The sequence below is a fragment of the Streptomyces sp. NPDC054770 genome, from assembly GCF_053611985.1.
The window spans coordinates 1-13,309 of record NZ_JBSHBL010000042.1 but is presented as its reverse complement, the minus strand read 5'-3'; the positions used below and the strand labels follow the sequence as shown (position 1 = coordinate 13,309).

13 protein-coding genes are annotated in these 13,309 nt (G+C 71.5%); 7 read left to right on the top strand and 6 right to left on the bottom strand.

The genetic code is table 11. From position 1 onward, the window contains the following. The first annotated feature begins 143 nt into the window (after nt 1-143). From ACWGKQ_RS30855 to ACWGKQ_RS30840, 4 genes are all read left to right on the top strand, one after another. Nucleotides 144-1,181 (top strand): LacI family DNA-binding transcriptional regulator, encoded by a 1,038-nt coding sequence (locus ACWGKQ_RS30855; protein WP_453295286.1) that lies wholly within the window; start codon nt 144-146, stop codon nt 1,179-1,181. 434 nt (nt 1,182-1,615) lie between these two features. Next, nucleotides 1,616-2,707, top strand: coding sequence for a sugar ABC transporter substrate-binding protein (locus ACWGKQ_RS30850; protein ID WP_453295285.1), 1,092 nt, complete (start codon nt 1,616-1,618; stop codon nt 2,705-2,707). A 98-nt stretch (nt 2,708-2,805) separates the two neighbouring features. Continuing rightward, nucleotides 2,806-3,870, top strand: coding sequence for an ABC transporter permease (locus ACWGKQ_RS30845; RefSeq protein WP_453295284.1), 1,065 nt, complete (start codon nt 2,806-2,808; stop codon nt 3,868-3,870). A gap of 2 nt (nt 3,871-3,872) precedes the next feature. Continuing rightward, nucleotides 3,873-4,664: an ATP-binding cassette domain-containing protein gene (locus tag ACWGKQ_RS30840; RefSeq protein WP_453295283.1), complete on the top strand. Its 792-nt coding sequence runs from the start codon at nt 3,873-3,875 to the stop codon at nt 4,662-4,664. 78 nt (nt 4,665-4,742) lie between these two features. Here ACWGKQ_RS30840 and ACWGKQ_RS30835 read toward each other — a convergent pair whose 3' ends face one another. Both ACWGKQ_RS30835 and ACWGKQ_RS30830 read right to left on the bottom strand, forming a co-directional pair. Continuing rightward, complete coding sequence (locus tag ACWGKQ_RS30835) at nt 4,743-5,012, bottom strand: hypothetical protein (protein WP_453295282.1); 270 nt, start codon at nt 5,010-5,012, stop codon at nt 4,743-4,745. A gap of 110 nt (nt 5,013-5,122) precedes the next feature. Further along, nucleotides 5,123-6,010 (bottom strand): sugar phosphate isomerase/epimerase family protein, encoded by an 888-nt coding sequence (locus ACWGKQ_RS30830; RefSeq protein ID WP_453295281.1) that lies wholly within the window; start codon nt 6,008-6,010, stop codon nt 5,123-5,125. A gap of 259 nt (nt 6,011-6,269) precedes the next feature. Here ACWGKQ_RS30830 and ACWGKQ_RS30825 point away from each other — a divergent pair, with 259 nt between their 5' ends. Further along, complete coding sequence (locus ACWGKQ_RS30825) at nt 6,270-6,959, top strand: helix-turn-helix transcriptional regulator (protein ID WP_453295280.1); 690 nt, start codon at nt 6,270-6,272, stop codon at nt 6,957-6,959. Nucleotides 6,960-6,990: 31 nt separating this feature from the next. After that, nucleotides 6,991-7,500 (top strand): DUF3291 domain-containing protein, encoded by a 510-nt coding sequence (locus tag ACWGKQ_RS30820; protein WP_453295279.1) that lies wholly within the window; start codon nt 6,991-6,993, stop codon nt 7,498-7,500. On the opposite strand, the gene ACWGKQ_RS30815 is transcribed toward ACWGKQ_RS30820, so the two are convergent. The 4 genes from ACWGKQ_RS30815 to ACWGKQ_RS30800 all read right to left on the bottom strand — a co-directional run bounded on the left by ACWGKQ_RS30815 (nt 7,434) and on the right by ACWGKQ_RS30800 (nt 11,849). After that, on the bottom strand, nt 7,434-8,333 hold the full coding sequence (locus tag ACWGKQ_RS30815) for an SDR family NAD(P)-dependent oxidoreductase (protein WP_453295278.1): 900 nt from the start codon (nt 8,331-8,333) through the stop codon (nt 7,434-7,436). The genes ACWGKQ_RS30820 and ACWGKQ_RS30815 overlap by 67 nt on opposite strands. 45 nt (nt 8,334-8,378) lie before the next feature. After that, on the bottom strand, nt 8,379-9,284 hold the full coding sequence (locus ACWGKQ_RS30810) for a LysR family transcriptional regulator (RefSeq protein WP_453295277.1): 906 nt from the start codon (nt 9,282-9,284) through the stop codon (nt 8,379-8,381). Between the two features lie 121 nt (nt 9,285-9,405). Further along, the gene (locus ACWGKQ_RS30805) at nt 9,406-11,109 is read right to left on the bottom strand and encodes an NAD-dependent malic enzyme (protein ID WP_453295276.1); all 1,704 of its coding nucleotides are present in this window, start codon (nt 11,107-11,109) and stop codon (nt 9,406-9,408) included. A gap of 263 nt (nt 11,110-11,372) precedes the next feature. Further along, nucleotides 11,373-11,849: a MarR family winged helix-turn-helix transcriptional regulator gene (locus ACWGKQ_RS30800; RefSeq protein WP_383704931.1), complete on the bottom strand. Its 477-nt coding sequence runs from the start codon at nt 11,847-11,849 to the stop codon at nt 11,373-11,375. Between the two features lie 304 nt (nt 11,850-12,153). Here ACWGKQ_RS30800 and ACWGKQ_RS30795 point away from each other — a divergent pair, with 304 nt between their 5' ends. Beyond that, nucleotides 12,154-13,254 (top strand): MBL fold metallo-hydrolase, encoded by a 1,101-nt coding sequence (locus ACWGKQ_RS30795; protein WP_453295275.1) that lies wholly within the window; start codon nt 12,154-12,156, stop codon nt 13,252-13,254. The last annotated feature ends 55 nt before the right edge of the window (nt 13,255-13,309 follow it).

The following is a 13,309-nucleotide window of genomic DNA, read 5'->3' as shown; positions in this document are numbered from 1 at the left end:
CGCCAGGGAATGCGTAGTTAGAGCGCTTTAAAAAGTGGGTTTAGAGCGCTTTAGATCATCACTCGAGAGTGCTCTGGGTGCTGGTACTCTCAGTGGCGTCGCGGCCCTGTGTCAAGGGTGTTACGCAAACGACGGGAGATGAAGTGGGCGATCTCGGCTCCGCAGTCCCCACGGGTGGCAACGGCGCGGTGCCGCGCCCCCGGCTGGAGGACGTCGCCGCGCGCGTCGGCCTGTCCACGGCATCGGTGTCGCTGGTCCTGCGCAACGTACCCGGTCCCAGCGAGCGCACCCGGCAGCGGGTCCTGAAGGCGGCCGCCGAGCTCGGCTACCGTCCCGACCGCACCGCCAGCGCCCTGGCCAGCAGGCGCAGCAGGCTGCTCGGGGTCATGGTCGACGTGCACAGCCCCTTCCACGCCGAGCTGGTCGAGCACCTGCACACCGCGGCCGAGGAGGTCGGCTACGACCTGGTGCTGAGCGCCCTGACCCGGACCCGGGACGAGACCACGGCCGTCGAGACGCTCCTCGCGTTCCGCTGCGAGGCGCTGCTCCTGCTCGGCCCGGTCGCCCCCGCCGCCACCCTCGCCGACCTCGACCGCAGGGCGCCGGTCATCTCGGTGGGCCGCCGGCTCACCGGCGCCGGCCCGGACGTCGTCCGCAGTGCCGACGACGACGGAGTAGGCCAGATCGTCGACCATCTCGTGGGCCTCGGTCATCGCGCGATCGCCTACGTCGACGGCGGCAGGGGCGTCATCGCCACCGATCGCCGCCGCGGCTACCGCAGTGCCATGCGCCGCCACGGTCTCGACGGGCGGATCAGGATCCTTCACGGCGACCTCACCGAGGAGGCCGGCGACCGGGCGGGCCGGCAGCTGCTCGCCGGCGGCGGGCTGCCGACCGCCGTCGTGACGTTCAACGACCGCAGTGCCGTCGGCCTGCTCACCGCGCTCAGAGGCGCCGGGGTGGACGTTCCCGGCGCCGTTTCCGTCGTCGGCTACGACGACGACACCCTGTCCCGGCTGACCTGCTTCGACCTGACCACGGTCAGCCAGAACGCCGAGGAGCAGGCCCGGCACGCCGTGGCGGCCGCCGTCGAACGCCTCGACCAGGGCCGTACCGTGTCCCGCGAGATCGTCCTCGCCCCCTCCCTGGTCGTGCGGGGCACCACGGCGCCGCCGCGCTGATCCCGAAAGCCCGGTGCGAGGCCGGCGCGGCCTGCCGCGCCGGCCTCGTCGTATCCCGCGCCCCGGCGGAAAACATGTGGTAGTTGCAGCTTTTCACGGGTGGATCACGGCATGGCGCGCATTCGTGAGAAGACTCTTGACACATTTCCGAAACGCAAGCATGCTCTGGCCACTACTTAAAGCGATTTAAGAGATCGCGGAATGAATACCCGCCCCGCGACTCCGGCGTTGCCGTTCCGGTGATCCCGACGAATACCGCCGGCCCGAGCGTCCGAGCGAGACATCCGGTGCGGCGGACGCATCCGGTACTCCCCCCCCCGCATCCGCGTGACCCGGTTCGCGCCCCCGCCGCATCGCCGCACCACCACACCCCGAGACCTGCCCGGTACCCCTCACGCCCCCGCCCGGCATCACAAGAAGGAGCACCACAGCACATGGAACGCACCCAGAACCGGCGGCCCTCCCGCCGCCGTCTCTCCAGAAGCGGTCTGACCCTGGCGAGTCTGCTCGCCATGGCGGCGGCCACGTTGACCGGGTGTGCCAGCGGCAAGGCCACCGGCGACGACGCGGGCCAGGCGACGGCGTCGGCCGGCGGCGGAACGTCGTCCGGTACGGCGAGCAGCGGCAAGGTCTCCATCGTCGTCGTCGGCGGCAAGGCCGACGACCCGTTCTGGTCCACCGTCAAGCGCGGCGGCGAGGACGCGGCGAAGCTGGTGAAGGCGGGCGGCGGCACGGTGACCTTCCTGGGCCCGCAGAACTACGACAACCTCGGACCGGACGCGGCCAAGCTGACCCAGACCGCGCTCTCCCAGAACCCCTCGGCCATCCTGGTGCCGGACTGGGTGCCCGACAGCCAGGACGCGGCGATCAAGCAGGCCGTGGCCAAGGGCGTCAAGGTGTTCGTCTACAACTCGGGCGGCGTCGAGGCGGCCGACAGGACCGGCGCGGTCAAGTACATAGGCTCGGACGACTACCAGGCCGGCAAGGCCGGCGGTGCCGAGTTCGCCGAGTCCGGCGCCAAGCACATCCTGTGCGTCAACACCGTTCCCGGCGCGGCCAATTCGGAGGCGCGCTGCAAGGGCATCGCCGACGGAGCCAGGAGCAAGGGCGCCAAGTCCAAGCAACTTCCCCTGCCGTCCTCCAACTTCGGCAACCCCTCCGCCGTCACCCAGGCGATCAAGGGCGCGCTGCTGAAGGACAGCAGCATCGACGCCCTGGTGACGATCGGTGTCCAGGACGCGGACAGCGCCGCCGCGGCGATCGACCAGGCCAAGGCCGGCGGCAAGGTCCAGCTGGGCACCTTCGACCTTTCGCAGTCCCAGCTCGACCGCATCAAGTCCGGCAAGCAGCTCTTCGCCATCGACCAGCAGCCCTACCTCCAGGGCTTCTACGCGGTGTCGATCGCGGGCCAGTACCTGTCCTACGGCGTGCTCCCGCCGCAGAACCCGCTGCTGACCGGCCCGCTGCTGGTCACCAAGGACAACGTCGACGCGGCGCTCTCCGGTACCAAGGCCGGCGTCCGCTGATCCGCCCACCGGTGCCGGGCCCGCCTCCCCAGGGTCCGGCACCCCTTCCCCGCACACCGCGCACCCCATCCGCGAGCCATGAAGGTGACCCCGAGCCGATGACTACCTCACTTCCCGACACGGCGGCCGAGAAAGCGGCCGCCGTCGCACCCCCCAAGCAGTCCGAGAGCCCGCTGGCGCAGCTACGGCACCGTCCCGAGGTCGGCGCGCTCATCGGAACGCTCGGCGTGTTCGTCTTCTTCGCGATCTTCGGAGGCGAGAAGTTCCTCGCTCCGGCGGGCGCGGCGAGCTGGCTGAACATCGCCTCCGAGCTCGGCATCATCGCCATCCCGGTCGGACTGCTGATGATCGCCGGCGAACTCGACGTGTCCGTGGGCTCGGTGCTCGCCGGCAGTTCGATGACCCTGGCCATCGTCTCGGGCCACTGGGGCGCCCCCATGATCGTCGGCATCCTGTGCGCGCTCGCGCTCGGCCTGCTGACCGGCCTGCTCAACGGGTTCCTCGTCACCCGGACCAACGTCCCCTCGCTGGTCATCACGCTGGCCACGCTGTCCGGTCTGGCCGGTCTCACCCTCGGCCTGTCCCGCGTCACGACCGGCACCACCAGCGTCCCGCTCAACCCCGACCCGTTCTCCAAGGCGCTGTTCGGCCAGCTGATCGGCGGCCAGTTCGAGGTCGCGATCTTCTGGTGGCTCGGCATCGCGGCCGTGGTGACCGTGCTGCTCCAGATGATGAAGTACGGCAACTGGATCTTCGCGATCGGCGGTGACACGGAGAGTGCCCGCGCCACCGGCATCCCGGTCGACCGGGTGAAGATCGCCCTGTACATGGCCAGCGGGTTCGGGGCCGCCCTGGTCGGTGTGATCCAGACGATCCTCTACAACGGCGCCCAGGTCGCCAACGGACAGTCCTTCGTCTTCAACTCCATCATCGCCGTCGTCGTCGGCGGTGTGCTGCTGACCGGGGGATACGGCTCCGTGGTCGGTGTCGTCCTCGGGACGCTGACGTTCGCCATCGTCAACCAGGGCATCTACTACACCGGCTGGAACTCCGACTGGGCCAGCCTGATCCTCGGCATCCTCATCCTCACGGCGGTCCTGATGAACAACACGTTCCGCCGCCTCGCCCTGTCCTACAAGCCCCGCACCGCGAAGAAGGCCTGACCATGACCGCACCCGTGCTGCGCCTGGACGGCGTCGGCAAGTCGTTCCTCGGCACCAACGCGCTGCAGGACATCTCTCTCGAGGTGCATGCCGGACAAGTGCTGTGCCTGCTCGGCGACAACGGCGCCGGCAAGTCGACCCTCATCAAGATCATGTCAGGGTTCCACAAGCCGAGCACCGGCACCATCGAGGTCGACGGCGAGCGGGCGGAGTTCGACAGCCCGCGCGACGCCAGTGCGCGGGGCATCGCCACCGTCCACCAGTTCGGCGGAACCTTCCCGCTGATGGGGGTCGGCCGCTGCTTCTTCGTGGGGGCCGAACCCACCAAGGGCTTCGGTCCGTTCCGGCTGTTCGACAAGAAGCTGGCCGGTGAGATCGCGGTCCGTGAGATGCGGTCCCTGGGCATCACCCGGGTCGCGGACGGCAACCGGCTGGTGGGCAGCCTGTCCGGCGGCGAGCGCCAGGCCCTCGCCATCGCGCGGGCGGTGTACTTCGGTGCCAACGTCCTCATCCTCGACGAGCCGACGGCGGCCCTGGGGGTCAAGGAGGCCGCCCATGTCCTGCGGATCGTCATGCAGGCCCGTGCCAAGGGGGTCGCGGTCATCCTCGTCACCCACAACGTGCGCCACGCCATGATGGTCGGCGACCACTTCGCCGTCCTCATCCGCGGCCAGAAGGCCGACGACTTCCACAAGGGCGAACGCACCCGCGAGGAGATCACCGACCTGATGGCCGGCGGCGAGGCGATGGCCGACCTGGAGGCCGAACTCGCCCAACTGGAAGCCGGCGCCTGACGAACAGGGAGGCGTGGCGGGCCGGCGCACCCCCGCGAGGGGCGCCGGATGCCCGCCGACCGGCTGCCGACGCGCAGGTCAGGCGGCCCCGCCGATGACCTGCGTCCTGCCACCAGGGTGCCGGGCTGTTGAAGGGGGGTGACCACTGGATCGCCGAGGGTCGGGCCGGGCCGTCGTCCGGCAGGCGCGCCGCACGTCCTGGCGCAGGTCGTGGTGGAGGATCGTGGACCGGCGGCGCTCGCGCAGCAGGCGGGTGCTGTCGTGGTCGAGGCCGTGGGCGACGAAGACCGCACAACGTCGGCCGAGGGCGTCGAAAGCGTCCAGGCCGTCGCTGTCCGTGCCTGCCACCAGGGAGCGGGGCGCGGCGAGTCGCGTCGCGCCGCGGAAGCCCGCCTCGCGTTCGTGTCCCGCGTCTGCGATGACCCTTCCGGCCTTGCCGGTCTCTACGCGGCCGACGGTTACGCGACGCCCCGCAGTACCGAGCGCAGATGCTCGGCGCTGGCCCACACGTCCTCGACCGGGCCCTTCTCCTTGGGCTCCGCGGTGATGATGGTGTCCTGCTCCAGGACGTACCAGCCGTCGTAGCCGCGGGCGGCGAGGTGGGTGACGATGGCCTGGACGTCGACGTCGCCGGCGCCCAGTGGGCGGTACATGCCGGCGCGGACGGCGTCGGTGTAGGTGAGGCGGCCGGACTGGACCTTGGCGGCGAGGGAGGCGTCCACGTCCTTCATGTGGGTGTGGGCGATCCGTTCGGGGGCCTGCCGGGTCAGCTCGGCGGGGTCGGTGCCGCCGATGAGCAGGTGGCCGGTGTCCAGGCAGAGGGAGATCGAGGAGTGCTCCAGGACCCGGCGGACCTCGTCGCCGTTCTCGATCATCGTGCCGACGTGCGGGTGCAGGACCGCGCGCACCCCGCGTTCGGCGGCCAGTGCGGTGAGCCGGTCGAGGTTGGACAGGAGCAGTTTCCAGCCGTCGGCGTCGAGTTCGGGCCGGGAGTCGTAGCCGTCCTGGCCGGTGATGGCGGAGAGGACGAGGACCTCGGCGTTCGAGGCGGCGTAGCCCTCAAGGAGCTGTTCGGCCTCGGGCAGCGGGTCGTGTCCGGGGACGTGCAGCAGCAGCGGGGTGAAGCCGCCGACGGCGTGCAGGTCGTGGTCGGCCAGGACGCGGGCCATCGCGTCCGGGGCGGCGGGCAGGAAGCCGTCGGGGCCGAACTCGGTGGCGGCCAGGCCCACCTCGCGCATCTCCTTCAGCACCCGCTCGGGCGTCAGCTGGTAGCCCCAGCCGGGCACTTCGCACACACCCCAGGAGATGGGCGCGCCGGCGATCCGGTTCAGCTGCGGGGTGGTCATGCCGTGGCCTTTCGATGGTTCCGGTCGGGGGCGGCGGACGCGTCGATCGCTCTCGTAGGGCCGACGGCGAGGCCGTTCGCGTGCTCGCAACGCTAGGTTCGCGGAGGGAATTGGTGAAGCCCTCGAATCCATCAATTTCCCGTCATCGGGGCCATCATTTTCCCGTGCGACGTGCCGTGTCGTGCTGCGCCGTGCGCGGTACGGCTCCCGGTCCGAGGCGGTTTCTATCGCCGACCCGCATTGTTCCTAGAATGGTGGGGTGAACGACATCGACGCGATCGCGGCGTTGCAGGATCCGGTGCGGCGCAGGCTGTACGAGTACGTGGCGGCGCAGGGCCGCGAGGTCGGCCGCAACGAGGCCGCCGAGGCGACCGGGGTGGCGCGCACGCTCGCCGCGCACCATCTGGACAGACTGGCCGAGGCCGGGCTGCTCGACACCGGCAGCCGTCGCCTGACCGGGCGCTCGGGGCCGGGGGCGGGCCGGCCCGCCAAGGTGTACACGCGGGCGCGGGGCGAGCGGACCGTGTCGCTGCCCGCCCGCGACTACCGCACCGCCGCCGAACTGCTCGCCGAAGTCGCCGAGCAGGCCGGGCTGGACGCCGGGCTCTGCGCGGCCGCCCGTCGCCGCGGCGAGGCCCTGCGCGGCTCGGCGGCACCCTGCGGCGGCCTCGACGAGGCCATGGAGACGCTCGCGGCCCGCGGTTACGAACCGCACCTGGAGGGTGCCGAGGACGCCGAGGGTGCCACGGGGGTGGGTGAAGCCGTCGTCCGGATGCGCAACTGCCCCTTCCATGCCGTCGCCGAACGCTTCCCGCCGCTCGTCTGCGGTATGAACCTCGCACTGCTGGAGGGGCTGCTCGGCGCCGACGGCCCGGTCCGGGCCCGCATGGACGCCCGGCCGGGCGAGTGCTGCGTGGTGGTGGAAGCTTCTAAAAACAACGATGATTGACATAGAAGTCGGGGCATGCTGACATGAGGTCATGACCGCCTCCGCGTACGACGCCCACCTCGCCCAGCTGAATGTCGCCACGCTCCGTTTCCCCCTCGCCGACCCGCGCATGGCGCCGTTCGTCGAGATGCTCGACACGGTCAACGCCGCCGCTGACGACGCGCCCGGCTTCGTGTGGCGGCTCGTGGAGGAGGGGGCGGCCGACGCCACCGCCCTGCGTCCGGCGGGCGCGGACATCATCGTCAACCTGACGGTGTGGGAGACCCATGACGCGCTGTGGGGCTTCACCTACCGCAGTGAGCACCTGGACGTGCTGCGGCGGCGGCGTGAATGGTTCCAGCGGCACGTGGAGGCGCATCTGGTGCTCTGGTGGGTTCCGGCCGGTCACCTCCCGACCGTCGGCGAGGCCCTGGAGCGGCTGGCGGACCTGCGGGCGAACGGACCGTCGGCGCGCGCGTTCACCTTCTCCTCCGCCTACTCCGCCGACGAGGCGGGCACGGGTCGTGACGTGCCGGTGAGGCCGGGGAGCCCGGCCGGGTAGTCCTGGCCGAAGTCGGCCGACCGGCTCACCGGCTCCCAGGCGGCCGCCTCCGCCAGCTGGCCGCTCGAGTAGTCCTGCGCCATCTGTACCGCGCCGGCGCCCAGGATCAGGTGGGAGGGCGGGTCCTGCCACTTCACGACCCGGACCAGGATCTCCCCGGCGCGCTTCGGGTCGCCGGCCGCGGCCACCGTCCCGCCGAGCCGCCGGACCATCTCGCCGACCGTCGGGTCGTACTCCGGTGCCACCTCGGGGATCCGCATCGACGGGCCCGCCCAGTCGGTGGCGAAGCCGCCCGGCTCCACGACCAGGCAGCGGATGCCGAAGGGCGCGGTCTCGGCGGCCAGCACGCGGGTGAAGCCGTCGACGGCGAACTTCGCGGCCTGGTACGACCCGAGGCCCGGCGTCCCGCCGACCCGGCCGCCGATGGAGGAGAACTGCACGATGGTGCCGCCCCCTTGCGCCCTGAGGACCGGGAGCGCGGCGGTGGAGACGTTGTAGACGCCCCAGAAGTTGGTGTCGAACTGGCGGCGGAAGTCGTCCTCGGGGGTGGTCTCGACCGCGGCGAGGTTGGCGTACCCGGCGTTGTTGACCACCACGTCGACCCGGCCGAACCGGTCCACGGCCGCCCGGAGGGCGGTCACCGCGGCCGGCCGGTCGGTGACGTCGAGCGCGACGGGCAGGACGCGGTCGCCGTACTTCGCTACGAGGTCGTCGAGTTGCTCGGGCCTGCGGGCCGTGGCGACGACGTGGTCACCGGCCTCCAGCGCCGCGATCGCGAGGTTGCGGCCGAAGCCGCGGGACGAGCCGGTGATGAACCAGGTGTGGGTGCTCATGCCAGTAGCAAAACACGGTTGCGGTATTAGTGCAACCAGGTTGCGTTACGACTGTGCGGTCGCGGTGCTCAGGGCGTGGTCGATGAAGCGCCGGGCGGCCGGGGGCGGGGTGCGGGCGGCCAGGCAGGCGATGCCGATGTCACGGACGGCCTGTACGTCGGTGAGCCGGAGGTAGCGGACCGGCAGGTCCGGGTTGGTCTCCGGGGCCGCGACGGCATCCGGCGCGGCCGGGATCAGGGAGACGCCGAGACCGGACGCGACCAGGCCGCGCAGGGTCTCCACCTCCTCGCCCTCGAAGCCGACGACGGGGCTGAACCCGGCCTGGCGGCACAGGGTCTCCGTGACGCTGCGCAGGCCGTAGCCGGGCTTGAGCACGATGAACTGCTCGTCGGCCACCTCGGCCAGCCGGACCCGCCGGCGCTGTGCGAGGCGGTGGCGGGCCGGGACGGCGAGCCAGAGGGGCTCGACCAGGAGCCGGCGCCAGGTGATCAGCGGATGGCCGGGATCCTTGCCGGTGATGACCAGGTCCGCGGTGGCGTCCAGGAGGTGCTGGGCGAGGCCGTTCTCGTCCGCCTGGTGCAGTTCGAACCGGACGGCGGCGAAGCGCTGCCGGAACCCGGTGACCAGGCTCGGCACCAGCCAGGTGCCCAGGGTGTGCAGGAAGGCCAGCGAGACCACGCCCGCGTCCGGGTCGACGACCTCGGCCACGGCCCGCCGCCCCCGGTCGTAACTGTCCAGCACGGTGTCGACGTACCCCTTGAACACCCGCCCCGCCGGGGTGAGTCGCAGGACGCGGCCGACCCGCTGGAGGAGTTCCGCACCGACTTCCCGCTCCAGCCGGTCCAGGGCCCGGGAGAGGGCGGGCTGGGTGATGTGGGCGGCGGCCGCGGCCTCGGTGACCGTCGCGCCCTCGGCCACCGCCTGGAAGGAGCGCAGTACCTGAAGATCCATCCGCCTATTCTCGTCCCGCATGGGACGGGCCGTATCGAGGCGGCAGGGGCATGGACGGCGGCCGGGGCCGGCCCGGGGGTTCCCGGTGGGCCCGGCCGGCCGGGAACCCCCGCCGGTCAGATCAGACGGCCTTGACCGGCGGGTACACCGGCTGCCACATGGCGGCCCCGACCCGCTTCTCGACGGAGTCGTCGACGGTCGTCCCGGCCACCCCGTCGGCGGCCGCGGCCCGGGCCACCGCCACCGCGACCGCCACCGAGGTCTCGCGCAGCTGGTCGGTCAGGGGCAGGATCGGTGCGCCCGGACCGTCGGTCTCCGTCTGACCGGCGACGGCGTGCGCGGCGGCGACCAGCATGCCGTCGGTGATCCGGGTGGCCCGGGCGACGATCGCGCCGAGGCCGAGGCCGGGGAAGACCAGGGCGTTGTTGGCCTGCCCGATCAGGTACCGGACCCCGTCCTGCTCGACCGGGCGGAACGGGCTGCCGGTGGCGATCAGGGCCCGGCCGTCGGTCCAGGCCAGCAGGTCCGCGGGGACCGCCTCGGCCAGGTCCGTCGGGTTGGACATCGGCAGGATGATCGGCCGCTCGGCGTGGGAGGCCATCGTGCGGACGATCTCCTCGGTGAAGGAGCCGCCCTGCCCGGAGGTGCCGATCAGGACCGTCGGCCGGACCCGCCCGACGACCTCGGCCAGCGCGATGCCACCCACCTGCTCGTCCCGCCGCCAGTCGGCGACCTCGGCGGCCGGGCGGGCATAGCGGACCTGGAAGTCGCGCAGGTCCTGCTGGTCCTCGGTGAGCAGGCCGTGGCGGTCGACGCCGAAGATACGGGCGGTGGCCTCCTCGGCGGTCAGCCCGTCGGCGACCATGGCGTCCCGCAACTGGTCGGCGATGCCGATGCCGGCGGTGCCCGCGCCGAAGATCACCACCCGGTGCTCGCGCAGCGGCACCCCGCTGGCCTTCACCCCGGAGAGCACGGCGGCGAGGTTGACGGCACCGGTGCCCTGGACGTCGTCGTTGAAGGTGAACTCGCTCGGGCGGTAACGCTCCAGGATGCGGCGGGCGTTGGCGGGACCGAAGTCCTCCCAGTGCAGCAGGGCGGCCGGGAAGAGCCGGCGGGCGGTGGTGACGTAGGCGTCGATGAAGGCGTCGTACGTCTCCCGGTCCACGCGCGGGTGCCGGTTGCCGAGGTAGAGCGGGTTGTCCAGGAGCTCCTGGCGGTTGGTGCCGACGTCCAGCATGACCGCCAGGGTGCGGTTCGGGTCGATGCCCGCGGCGGCGGTGTAGACGGCGAGCTTGCCCACCGAGATGTCGATGCCGCCCACCCCCCAGTCGCCGATGCCGAGGATCGCCTCGCCGTCCGTGGCCACGATCAGGTCGACGTCGTCCGGGCCCAGACCGGCGGCCGACAGCGCGCCCTCGATCTCCTCCGGGGCGTGCACCGACAGGTACACGCCGGCCGGGCGCCGGTACTCGTTGCTGTAGTGCTGGATCGCCTTGCCGACCGTCGGGGTGTAGACGATGGGCAGCATCTCGTCGAGGTGGTCGCAGAGCAGCCGGTAGAAGAGCACCTGGTTGCGGTCGTGCAGCGCGGTGAGGTTGACGTTCTTGGCCAGATCGGTCGGCTGCGCCGCGTACTGCCGGTAGGCCCGCTCGGCCTGCTGCTCCAGGGTCAGCACCGCCGGCGGCACCAGGCCCACCAGGCCCAGCACCCGACGTTCCTCGGGGGTGAAGGCGGTGCCCCGGTTGAGGCGCGGCTGGGAGAGCACGGCACGGCCGCGGTCGGTGGTCTCCATGCATCCTTCGCCGGCGTTCCACTGGGTCGTCATGATCGGCTCCTTGCCGTTTCCGTATCGCTTCCAGGATCGCGTCAGGGGCGCTCCGAGTCGCTCCGAGTCGCTCCGAGTCGCCTCCGGGGAACTCGTGATGCCTGCAAGCCTCGGCGGCCGCACATACATGCGTCCAATGCCTGGAACGGGGGCGATCCATGAGTCGAATGCATGGTTGGCCCGCCACCTGGGTGTTTCACGGATCCCTGAGGGCGGACCGCGCCACCGCTGTGGGGCACGTCCCAGCCGCCTTCCGGCGGGGATCAGCCGCGGCGGGCGGTGGCGTAGGCGCGTTCGAGTTCCGCGACCGTGCTGAGGAAGTCGGCGCCCTTCAACCGGTGCAGGGTCTCGGTGGCGAGGCGGTCGAGGGTGGTCCAGAGGTCGGCGAGCGGCTCGCGGAGCGCCTCGCCGTCGGCGGTGAGCGAGACGATGAAGGCCCGGCGGTCGTGCTCGGCGCGGGCCCGGGCGACCAGGCCGGCGTCCTCCATGCGGCGGATCGACCGCGAGACCGTGGAGTGGTCGAGCCCGACCGCCTGCTGCAACTCGGCCTGGGTCTGGCCGTCCCGGTCGAAGAGCCGCATCAGGATCAGCTCCTGGCCGGGGTGCAGACCGAGCTTCAGGAGGAGTTCCGCGCCGTAGCCGTGCAGTTCGCGGGAGAGCGCGAAGAGCCCGAAGCTGACCGGGGCGCGCTCGACGAGGCTGGGCCGAGGCATCACCGGGTCGGGCTTCGCGGCTGGCATGGCGCTCCTCGTCTGGCGGGTGGTGACGGGCGACAGGGGGGGCGGAAACTCGCCGCCCGGCTGCTTCCCGGGGCTGGGAATACCTTAGTCGCAGCGGGTGTTGGGGGCGGTTTCTCCGGTGGTTCTCCAGTGGCTCTCCGGTGGTTCTCCGAGGGGCGCGGCATGTCCTGAATCGCTCGGAAGCGTGCGACGAGTTACTTGCTTAGGCAAGTGATTCGGGGCTACGGTGAGCTCGTTGCGCCGGGCGGGAGCCGATGGGGCGGATCGCCCTGGCCTTCCCGGAACCGTTCCGAAAGGAATCGACATGTCATCCAGCTCCGCATCCGGAACCGACCGCCGGTCGTTCCTCGCCAGAGTCGCCGCGGCCACCGCCGTGCCGGCGGCCGCGGCCCTGGTCGCCGGGGGCACCGCGACGACGGCCTCGGCGGCCACCGCGCACGCCCCGGCCGCCGGATCCGACGATGCCGGTCTGCCGGACTACGCGCCGGTGCCCGCGGGCTCCCTCGGCCCGGCCGTGAACAGCCAGGGCTACTACGTGGGCCGCGTCCAGCGCAATCTCTACTGGGTCACCGACGGCGACTACCAGGCCGCCTTCCTCACCACCCGGGACGGGGTCGTGCTGTTCGACGCCCCGCCCACCATCGGCCACAACCTCCAGCGTGCGGTCGACGAGATAGCCGCCGCCAACGGCACCAGTAACAAGGTCACCCACATCGTCCACTCGCACCACCACTCCGACCACGTAGGCGCGTCCGGGCTCTTCGGCCGTCACGTGGTCCGGATCGGGCACGAGGAGAACCGCCGGCTGCTGCTGCGCGACAACAACCCCGGCAAGCCCGCGCCCGACGTCACCTTCGCCGACCGCTACACCCTGCACGTCGGCGGCGAGCGGGTCGAACTCGCGTACCACGGCAGCAACCACGCGCCGGACAACATCTACATCCGGTTCCCGCACCACGACGCGCTGATGCTGGTCGACATCAACATCCCGGGCTGGGCCCCGTTCGGCGCGCTCAACTACAGCGAGGACATCCAGGGTTACCTCGCCGCCCCGGCCAAGGCGCTGTCGTACCCCTGGAAGCACCACATCGCCGGTCACATGGGGCGGCTCGGCACCCGGGCCGACGTCACCGTGCACCAGCAGTACATCGACGACCTGACCGCGTCGATCGAGCAGGCCCTCGGGACCGTCGACTACGGCGTCTACGCGGCGAAGTACGGGAACAACATCTGGGCCGTCGTCAAGACCTGGCTCGACGAGGTCTGCCGGCAGGCGGCGGCCCCGGTCGCGGCCAAGTACACCGGGACGCTCGCCGCCGCCGACGTCTTCACCGAGAGCAGCGCCTTCTCCCTGGTGGAGTCCCTCCGGCTGGACCTCGGCCTGGGCAGCGCGATCCACGACTGACCGGATCTCGCATCCATAGTTTATTGCTTACGCGAGCAATGAAGACGGCCGGTGC

Coding starts and splice junctions, on each gene's coding strand:
- ACWGKQ_RS30830 (WP_453295281.1), bottom strand. CDS start 6,010: ATGACCACCCCGCAGCTGAACCGGATCGCCGGCGCGCCCATCTCCTGG.
- ACWGKQ_RS30800 (WP_383704931.1), bottom strand. CDS start 11,849: ATGCCAGCCGCGAAGCCCGACCCGGTGATGCCTCGGCCCAGCCTCGTC.
- ACWGKQ_RS30820 (WP_453295279.1), top strand. CDS start 6,991: ATGACCGCCTCCGCGTACGACGCCCACCTCGCCCAGCTGAATGTCGCC.
- ACWGKQ_RS30845 (WP_453295284.1), top strand. CDS start 2,806: ATGACTACCTCACTTCCCGACACGGCGGCCGAGAAAGCGGCCGCCGTC.
- ACWGKQ_RS30850 (WP_453295285.1), top strand. CDS start 1,616: ATGGAACGCACCCAGAACCGGCGGCCCTCCCGCCGCCGTCTCTCCAGA.
- ACWGKQ_RS30795 (WP_453295275.1), top strand. CDS start 12,154: ATGTCATCCAGCTCCGCATCCGGAACCGACCGCCGGTCGTTCCTCGCC.
- ACWGKQ_RS30815 (WP_453295278.1), bottom strand. CDS start 8,333: ATGAGCACCCACACCTGGTTCATCACCGGCTCGTCCCGCGGCTTCGGC.
- ACWGKQ_RS30810 (WP_453295277.1), bottom strand. CDS start 9,284: ATGGATCTTCAGGTACTGCGCTCCTTCCAGGCGGTGGCCGAGGGCGCG.
- ACWGKQ_RS30840 (WP_453295283.1), top strand. CDS start 3,873: ATGACCGCACCCGTGCTGCGCCTGGACGGCGTCGGCAAGTCGTTCCTC.
- ACWGKQ_RS30805 (WP_453295276.1), bottom strand. CDS start 11,109: ATGACGACCCAGTGGAACGCCGGCGAAGGATGCATGGAGACCACCGAC.